Annotated in this window: 6 protein-coding genes; 4 read left to right on the top strand and 2 right to left on the bottom strand. The window is 27.8% G+C overall.

What is annotated here, in order from left to right; all coding sequences use genetic code 11:
• Nucleotides 1-1040 precede the first annotated feature (1040 nt).
• A complete protein-coding gene (locus Q0K52_RS13845) occupies nucleotides 1041-1625 on the top strand; it encodes a hypothetical protein (protein WP_297300445.1) in 585 nt (194 codons plus the stop codon).
• Between the two features lie 114 nt (nucleotides 1626-1739).
• Here Q0K52_RS13845 and Q0K52_RS13840 read toward each other — a convergent pair whose 3' ends face one another.
• Nucleotides 1740-2576, bottom strand: coding sequence for a bifunctional 5,10-methylenetetrahydrofolate dehydrogenase/5,10-methenyltetrahydrofolate cyclohydrolase (locus tag Q0K52_RS13840; RefSeq protein WP_297300443.1), 837 nt, complete (start codon nucleotides 2574-2576; stop codon nucleotides 1740-1742).
• Between the two features lie 95 nt (nucleotides 2577-2671).
• On the opposite strand from Q0K52_RS13840, the gene Q0K52_RS13835 reads away from it, so the two are divergent.
• The gene (locus Q0K52_RS13835; RefSeq protein ID WP_297300441.1) at nucleotides 2672-3868 is read left to right on the top strand and encodes a hypothetical protein; all 1197 of its coding nucleotides are present in this window, start codon (nucleotides 2672-2674) and stop codon (nucleotides 3866-3868) included.
• Between the two features lie 116 nt (nucleotides 3869-3984).
• Nucleotides 3985-5394 carry a sodium:alanine symporter family protein gene (locus Q0K52_RS13830; protein WP_297300439.1) on the top strand — a complete coding sequence of 470 codons (1410 nt, stop codon included), beginning with the start codon at nucleotides 3985-3987 and terminating at the stop codon, nucleotides 5392-5394.
• 73 nt (nucleotides 5395-5467) lie between these two features.
• On the opposite strand, the gene Q0K52_RS13825 is transcribed toward Q0K52_RS13830, so the two are convergent.
• On the bottom strand, nucleotides 5468-6646 hold the full coding sequence (locus Q0K52_RS13825) for a tetratricopeptide repeat protein (RefSeq protein WP_297300437.1): 1179 nt from the start codon (nucleotides 6644-6646) through the stop codon (nucleotides 5468-5470).
• Nucleotides 6647-6818: 172 nt separating this feature from the next.
• On the opposite strand from Q0K52_RS13825, the gene recJ reads away from it, so the two are divergent.
• Nucleotides 6819-8978 (top strand): single-stranded-DNA-specific exonuclease RecJ, encoded by a 2160-nt coding sequence (gene recJ, locus Q0K52_RS13820; RefSeq protein ID WP_297300434.1) that lies wholly within the window; start codon nucleotides 6819-6821, stop codon nucleotides 8976-8978.
• The last annotated feature ends 285 nt before the right edge of the window (nucleotides 8979-9263 follow it).

Raw genomic sequence — 9263 nt, 5'->3', positions numbered from 1 at the left:
CTAAATTTAAGTCGAAATGCAGCCTTTCGCAAAGCGTATCCGAGCCTGTCGAGGATATAGGTTCTTTGTGGCAATACCACAGGCACTCCCTGCGGTCGCAAAAGAAGTGGGGTATTGCGTAAGCACGCAGATCTGCACTCTGTGTGCTTCGCAGTGGGCAAAGCCCCAAATATAAAACCAAAACATAAATTTATTTTTGACAAAGTATATTTGTTTAGGTATATACTAAAAATTTTTAACTTTGTCAATTTTTTGTTGTTCTTTTTCCCGCCGCACGCCACAGGCGGACAGCGTCAAAGAACCAAAAAGTGCAAATATAAAATTAGTATTAAATCATACTAATTATGTTTTACATGTAAGATAAATTACTAAATTTAAGTCGAAATGCAGCCTTTCGCAAAGCGTATCCGAGCCTGTCGAGGATATAGCTTCTTTGTGGCAATACCACAGGCACTCCCTGCGGTCGCAAAAGAAGTGGGGGTTTGGGGCAAAGCCCCAAATATAAAACCAAAACATAAATTTATTTTTGACAAAGTATATTTGTTTAGGTATATACTAAAAATTTTTAACTTTGTCAATTTTTTGTTGTTCTTTTTCCCGCCGCACGCCACAGGCGGACAGCGTCAAAGAACCAAAAAGTGCAAGTATAAAATTAATATTAAATCATACTAATTATGTTTTACATGTAAGATAAATTACTAAATTTAAGTCGAAATGCAGCCTTTCGCAAAGCGTATCCGAGCCTGTCGAGGATATAGGTTCTTTGTGGCAATACTTACAGTACTTCCTTCGGTCGCAAAAGAAGTGGGGTTTGGGCAAAGCCCCAAATATAAAACCAAAACATAAATTTATTTTTGACAAAGTATATTTGTTTAGGTATATACTAATTAAAATACATATTCTAAATTTTTATAAAAAAAATCATAAAAAATTATACTTTATATATTATCTCTTTATATTATTAACAATGAAATTAAGTAAAAATACTCGGCATCAAATATTATAGCCGAAGTTTAAAAAATTAAATAAGGAAGTTCAACATGAACAAAAAATTTTTTTCTATTTTAGTAATTATAATAACTTTATCATTACTAGTTGTAAGCTGCAGCAAAACTCCTACAGAGCCAACAACAGATCAATCAACACCTACAGAACCAACTACTCCAGAAGAACCTACAGACCCTAAAAAACTTGATTTATATGTATCCGGAGCAGGCGAAAAAAATGATCCTATAGATATTCAGATTAGAGTTTACGGCGATTATAAACTAATGCACAGTCATACCAGTATAAATTCTATTGGGCTTGCTGGAAAACATAAAGATTTAGACGGACTAATATTTAAAGTTACAAAAATTGAAGATGATACTACCGTTGCAGGACATAAGCCCTCACCTGAAGCTATAAGTAAAATAGAAGATCATACAAAAATTGAAGTTGATGAAAATAAAAACATAGTATTCCATGAAGGTCTTTTAGTAGATGGTATTTTTTACTATTTTGAGCCTGTATTCTCTTATGGAGTTAATATGCTAGGTTCAAAATTAACAATAGAAGTATCTAAGGAAGGCTACAACCCTACAGTTTTAACAGTATATGTACTATCTGACATAAGGTATTTTTAAAAAATTGAACGCCTATAATGCATAAATTATAGCCTGTATTTGTATTAATCAAATACAGGCTTTTTATTTATTTTTTCATCATAATATTAATTATAAAATTCAAACAAATCTAATTTATTTATTATTATATTTTCTATGAAGATAAAGCAAATTACTCAAAAGCATAGCAACTGTAACACTTCCTACCCCATTAGGTACTGGAGTAATTGCCGATGCCAGCTTTGAAGCTTCTTCAAAATTAACATCGCCTTTTAATGAACCATCTTCAAGTACATTTATACCTATATCAATAACAACTGCATTCTCTTTTATATAATCGCCTGTGATAAATTCAGCCTTACCTATAGATACGCATAATATATCAGCATTCTTACAAATCTCTTTTAAATTCTTTGTTTTTGAATGTGCTATTGTAACTGTTGCAGATCTTTGTAAAAGAAGATGTGCTAAAGGCTTGCCTACTATTTCACTTCTTCCTATTACAACTGCATTTGCTCCTTCTATTTGAACTCCTGATTTCTCTATTAAAGCAATAGCACTTTTAGCAGTACATGGAGCTAAATCGCTTTCACCCATAAATATTCTTCCCAAATTAATATGAGATATAGCATCAACATCTTTCTCTACAGATATAGTTTCATATACTCTCTTTTTGCTTATATGTTTTGGCAAAGGCATTTGTATCATTATACCGCTTATTTCTTTTTCTTTGTTCAAATATTCTATTAAAGTAATAAAATCATCTTCTGTCGTATTTGCAGAAAGATTATGAAGCTCCCCAATCATTCCAACACTTTCAGCCTGTTTTTTTGCCCTTGTAAAATAAACTTCTGTAGATTTATCATCATCAAAATATAAAAAGTCTATTCTTGGTTTTTTGTACAACATTTCTACTTCTGATTTTATCTTTTCTTTTATACCTTTAGATAATTCTCTGCCGTCTAATACCATATAAGCTCCTTAATTAAAATTTTATCTAATAATATAGTGTTAGCAAATAAAATACAAGTATAGATTTTTTAATGTTTATATTGTATATTTAATAAATGCTAAAAAAATTATTTTTTATATTTATACTATTTTACAGCATATCTTTTGCCCAAAAAAAGATTATTATTTTTGAAACTGTAAACACAAATAATTACGCCTTTTATGCAGTTAATGATTTGGTTACTAAAAATCTATTTTTATATTCTGATTTTGATATAGTGCCTTCTAGGTTTATTAAAGAAAATAATTATGACACTATAAAATCAAAAATTAAAGAACTCACTATTAATAATAAATCAGATATTTCTGTAACTTATAATTTATTAAAATATAAAAACGGCGTAGTTCTAAATTATATAATATTTGATACAAGCAAGCAAAATAAATGGTTTGAAAAAAATATATATTCAAAAGAAGAAAAATTATTTAATTCAATAAATCAAATGATTGAAGATATATATAATTATTCATCTGTTAATAATAAAAAAGTAGATATAGAAGAAGATGAATATATTTCTTTAATAGGCTATTATTCACAAAGAATAGTTAATTCAAAGTATGATAAAGATTTATATAGTATGTTCTTTAATTTTTATAAAGATAATATCTATTTCAATATGGATTATTTAGAATACCTAATGATGAATGATGATAAAACTATGATTAATGATATAGGTATAATGGTTACCAATATGAGTAAAGTTTTAGATAAAAATAATCATTATTATTTATCATCTTTAGGAGATTGGTATTATAGTAAGTATAAAGTAAATGTTATACTAAGCGATATAGAATTAAGTGTTGAAAATTATTTAAAAGCAATAGAAGCAAAAAAGAATAATTATATATATTATGAAAAATTAGCAAATGCCTACATATTAAAGAATGATTATAACAATGCATCTAAATATTATAAAATGGCTATAGAAATATGCGATGAAGATACTGATTTAATAAAAGACGCTGTATATTTACTTAAAAATGATATGAATAATAACGGTAATATTGTAATAGAATATTTGAAAAGAGTCATAGAAATAAATAAAAATGATGATGAAGTTTTAGAACAATTAGCAAAGATATATGAAAGCTTGGGCGACAGTTATAATGCCCAAATATATTATACTAAACTTCTTGAAGTGGTTAATTATAATCTTTATATAATTAATAATGAAAAACCTAATCCAGTTTTATATGATAAATACATAAAGAAAAGAAATGAAGTTACAAAAAAACTTACTGCATTTAAATAATTTTTTCGATTACTATAAGAAATAATTTATATTTTTTATATATTATATATATGAAAAAAATATATATTTATTGTATAATGCTGTATCAAAAAATTATTAAAAAACGAGGATAAAAAATGAAGATTATTAACAACATCATAACCCAAACAAATGATGTAATGTATGGCTACTTACTGTTATCTGTGTTTTTTGTAGTTGCTATATTCTTTACTATCAGATTAAAGGGAATACAAATTTCACATTCTATACATGCCCTAAAACTTTTATTTTCAAAACATGAAAAAGGAGATGGAGTTTCAGGATTTGTAAGTTTCTGTATTAGTACAGCATCAAGAGTTGGTACAGGAAACATTACAGGTGTTATGGCTGCAGTATCATCAGGCGGTCCCGGTGCTTTATTTTGGATGTGGCTTATGGCACTTTTAGGCGGAAGTTTAGCTTTTACTGAAAGTACATTGGCACAGCTTTATAAAGAAAAAGATTCAGCTGGAAAATTTATAGGAGGAGCTTCTTTCTATATTAAAAGCAAACTTCAAAAACCAATACTAGCTGCCCTATTTGCTATATGTATGATATTTACTTATACTACTTTTAATGGAGTACAAGCAAACACAATATCAAATGCTTTATCAAAATATGATGTACCAGTTAACATTACAGCTATAATATTAACAGCAATTACAGGAATAATTTTATTTAGTAAAAAAAGAGATACAATTACACATGCTTGTGTATTTATAGTACCTGTTATGGCAATACCTTATATATTAATAGGACTTTATATATTCTTAACTAATTTATCTTCAGTGCCTTCAGTATTTCAAAGCATATTTGTACAAGCTTTCAAGCCAACTGCATTCTTCGGCGGTGCGATAGGTGTTACTATTTCTAAAGGTTTACAAAGAGGATTATTCTCAAATGAGGCTGGTATGGGAGGTGCTCCTCATGCTGCAGCTGCTGCTCATTCATCTCACCCTTGTAAGCAAGGACTTATACAAATGTTCTCAGTATTTACTGATACTTTGCTTATATGTTCTATTTCCGGATTCATACTTTTATTATCCCCAGAAGCTATGAAATCTGTAAAAGATATGGAAGGAATAAAATTATTCCAGTATGCTATGGAATCTCATTTAGGAAGCTTCGGTTCTTACTTTATTACTGTATGTATATTGTTATTATCTTACAGTTCTATACTTGGTAACTTCTTCTATATAAAAACTGGTGCTTTTGCTTTAAAAGACAATATGGTTTCATATATAATAGTTGGACTTATGACTATAGTAATGGTATTTGCTGGATCATTGGCAGAGTTCAAAACTATATGGGGTGCTGGTGATATGTTTATGGGTGTTATGGCATTGCTTAACATTGTTATTTTAGTATTGCTTAATAAACCTGTATACTTACTTACAAAACATTATGTATCAGAATTAAAAAATCATAAAGAACCAAAATTCAATAAAAATTCTATACCTGAATTATCTAATGATAAAGCTATAACTCAATGGAATTCAAATGATTAATTAATAAAAATCATTATAATAAAAAAGGGCTTTCATTATAAAAATGAAGCCCTTCTTTTTTAATTTGTCCAACTTAAATATTATATTTTTTACAGAAATTAACCGCTGCTTCCATATTAAGACTGGCAAGTTTTTTAATGCCTTCTTTTATTATAGCTTTTATATTATTATTGCTTGACAAAGTATAAGCCTTCTCAAAATCATCTTCTGATTCTTTTATTAATTTATTATATTCTTCACTGCTGATTTTATCTTTTTGAATATATGCCATTTTAGATTTTGATATAGCTCTATTACAATAACTTTCAGAATAATTTGGATTAAGCTCTATAGCTTTATCATAATATTCTATAGCCTCATCATATATTCCTAAATGGTTTATTGAAACAGCTTTATTGTAATAGGCATCTGGAAAATTTGGTTCTAATTCTATAACCTTGTCAAAATCTTTTATAGCATCTTTATATTCTTCAATGGCATTATTAACAATACCTCTATTATAATAGGCTTTTGCATATTTAGGATTTATCTTTATTATCTCAGAAAAATCATCAAGAGAACCTTTATAATTTTTTACATTAAATTTAGCATTTGCTCTGTTAAAATAAGCCTCTATAAAATCTCTATTTACATGTATAGCATTAGTATAATCATCTATAGCTTCATTATAATAACCTAATTTTTCTTTAACATTTCCTCTATTATTATAGGCATCAGCAAAACGTGAATTATATTCTATAGCTTTATCATAATCTTTTATTGCAGCTTTATATTCTCCTAAAGCACTTTTTGACAATGCCCTATTATAATAAGCATCTGAAAAATGAGGGTAAACTTCTACTGCCTTATCATAATCTGCAATGGAACCTTTGTAATCTTTTAAACTAGCCTTTGTATTGCCTCTTACATAATAAGATTCCTCAAGATTATAATTAAGTTCTATAGCTTTGTCAAAATCTTTTATAGAATCTTCAGGATTTCCTAAACTTCTATTGATAAGACCTCTGTTATAGTATGCAGCTGCAAATTCATCATTAAGTTTTATTGCCCAAGAATAATCTTCTACTGCACTTTTATATAGATTTTTATCATCTAAATTAACTTTGGCATTAGCTCTGTTATAATAAGTTTCTGGTGAATTAGGGTCAAGTTTTATAGCTTCAGAAAAATAATTTATAGCCTCTTTATAGTTCTTATTATTAAAGGCAACATAGCCGTTTTTTAAGAACATTTCAGCGTTTTTATCCCCCATATAAAGGACTCCTAAAAATTATAAAATATGCTATATTAATATCGTATTTTTGTATTAATTATTTATTTGATATTTACTATATTTTTACTATTAAAGATAATAAATAGTACTTGAAAGATTATTATAAATAAAATATACTATCAAACAATATTTAATTTAAGTGAATAAATGCATGAATAATATAGATAATTTACATCCAATAGTAAAAGAGTTACTAAATTTAAGAGGTATAACTTCAAACGAAGACATATTTGATTTTTTCTTCCAAGATATATATTCATTATCCAACCCATTTAACATAAAAGATGTTAATGTTTTTGTTGATAGATTAAAAGAAGCTATAGATAATGATGAAAAAATACTTGTATATGGAGATAAAGATGCTGACGGAATTACTGCAGCTTCTATAATATACAATACATTAAAAATTGTTACTAAAAATATTGAAGCATTCGTACCTAATCATACAACTGGATACGGACTTTCTAAAACTGTTATAGAGGAATATGCCAATTCAGGAGTCAGCCTTATCATTACAGTTGACTGCGGTATATCAAATGTTGAAGAAGTAGAATTTGCAAGAGATTTAAATATTGATATTATAGTAACAGATCACCATGATATACCGGAAATACTTCCTAATGCTTATGCTATTTTCAATCCTAAAATTTCAAATACAGGATTCGTTTCAAAAAATTTCTCAGGCTGTGCTGTGGCTTTTAAACTTATGCAGGCCTTTGTATTTTCATATACTAAACTATACAATAAAGATGTTATTGTATTAGACTATGAACTAGATAAAGCAAAAACTACTTTAAAAAAAATAAGAGCATTAAAAGCTACAAATTTTGTACCAAGCGATGAAGTATTCGGATTTGAACTTGCAGGAAATAATAGTTATAAGTCTATGTATATAGATTACTATGATGAACTTATGACTGAAGATGAAGTATTAGAAGAACTTGCAAGTTATATGTTTGAGGGAGATGGTACTGTATTGGTACTTACTGGCGGGGAAGAAAGATTAAAAAGGCTGATTGCTTTATATGAAAAATATGAAATATATTTACCTGAATATGAAAGCGTATATGACCTTCTTCAATTAGGGGCTAATTATGGAAATGTTAATATAAAAACAACAAAAACTTTAAATGATTTCGCTTTGGCTCTTAATGTTAATATTTACAGATATGAAAGTATAGAATATAAAGATTTAATTATAAAATTAGAAATATTTAGAAGAATGTTTTATATAAGTCAAAAACAGCTTCAAAACTATATAAAGAAAAAATCCATACTTGTATTATTTGGAAGTGTTGCAGATGTAGTGCCTCTTATAGAAGAAAACAGAGCTTATGTTAAATGTGCTTTAAAGGAATTAGAAAAGCCTAGTCATATTAGATACAATACTATGCTTGAAAAAATAAATTTATTAAATACTAAAGTAGACACACAGGCTATAAGCTGGAAGATAGCACCTTTTATTAATGCTGCTGGAAGAATGGGAAGCCCAGAAACTGCATTAAAACTTCTTACTTGTGAAATCAAAGAAGATGCTATTTCTTTATCCGAAGAAATTTACAATATGAATGAAACTAGAAAGTCTTTGACAGAATCTAATTTTAGTATAGTTAATGAATATATAAAGACAAACAGCTGTTTAAAGCTCCCTATAATAATAGTAAAAAGCAAAAAGATAGAGCAAGGTTTAACCGGACTCATAGCAGGAAAGGTTTTAAGTGAATATGGAAAAACTGCAGTAATAATGCATGAAACTGATGACGGTGTTTGTATTGGAAGTATAAGAAGCCGAGGAGATGATAATGCTAGGGATATGCTAGAAGCTGCCAGCACTTATTTAAGCAGATTCGGTGGTCACAAGAATGCTGCCGGATTTACTTTGAATACTGATGATTTTGATAAGTTCAGCAGTAAAATAATAAAATATGCTGCATCTCAAAATTTCCAAACAGAAAAAGAAGTTGATGTATTTGATATAGAATTAAGCTTTAAAGATATAGGGCTTAAATTAGCTAAAGATTTAGAATTATTTGAGCCTTATGGAAACGGCAATGAAGAACCTTTATTTATATCAAAGAATGTAAAAGTAGATGATATAAAGAAAATGCCAAAAAACAATAAGATTCATTTAAGATTGGAACTATCACAATCGGACAAAAAAGCAAGTGCTATTATATGGAACAGCAGTGAAGATGAAATAAGAAAACTTTTGAATGCCAATTATATAGATATAATTTATAAATTAAAAGTTAATCGTTTTGCAAACACTGAAGACGCTAGAATATATATAGAAAGCTATAAAGTATATTAACGCCGGTAAGCTAAATTTCTAATATAACAAACATTATAATTATAAATACGCTTATATTTATCATTCAATTCTATCGGCGGTAATAAGGCTATAAATTTAAACAAATCTTGGGTGGGTGTTAACATTTCTTTTTAAGCAATAAAGAAATTAAAGATATAAATTTAAAAGTAAATTAACAAGCTTAAAGGGCGGGAATTAGAATAAAGCCAAAATATATTTTGACATTTATGAATTATTTAATTATAATAGTGTTATGAGCAGAGATATTAATGTATTGAATGATTA

Source organism: uncultured Brachyspira sp. (genome assembly GCF_944390845.1).
In the GTDB taxonomy this organism is placed as follows: Bacteria; Spirochaetota; Brachyspiria; order Brachyspirales; family Brachyspiraceae; genus Brachyspira; species Brachyspira pulli.
The sequence above is the reverse complement of the archived record's forward strand: the minus strand, read 5'-3'. Positions and strand labels throughout refer to the sequence as shown.

What these genes read in the sequence shown, in the direction of transcription:
- Q0K52_RS13830 (WP_297300439.1), top strand. Translation starts at nt 3,985, where the DNA reads ATGAAGATTATTAACAACATCATAACCCAAACAAATGATGTAATGTAT.
- Q0K52_RS13840 (WP_297300443.1), bottom strand. Translation starts at nt 2,576, where the DNA reads ATGGTATTAGACGGCAGAGAATTATCTAAAGGTATAAAAGAAAAGATA.
- Q0K52_RS13835 (WP_297300441.1), top strand. Translation starts at nt 2,672, where the DNA reads ATGCTAAAAAAATTATTTTTTATATTTATACTATTTTACAGCATATCT.
- recJ (WP_297300434.1), top strand. Translation starts at nt 6,819, where the DNA reads ATGAATAATATAGATAATTTACATCCAATAGTAAAAGAGTTACTAAAT.
- Q0K52_RS13845 (WP_297300445.1), top strand. Translation starts at nt 1,041, where the DNA reads ATGAACAAAAAATTTTTTTCTATTTTAGTAATTATAATAACTTTATCA.
- Q0K52_RS13825 (WP_297300437.1), bottom strand. Translation starts at nt 6,646, where the DNA reads ATGGGGGATAAAAACGCTGAAATGTTCTTAAAAAACGGCTATGTTGCC.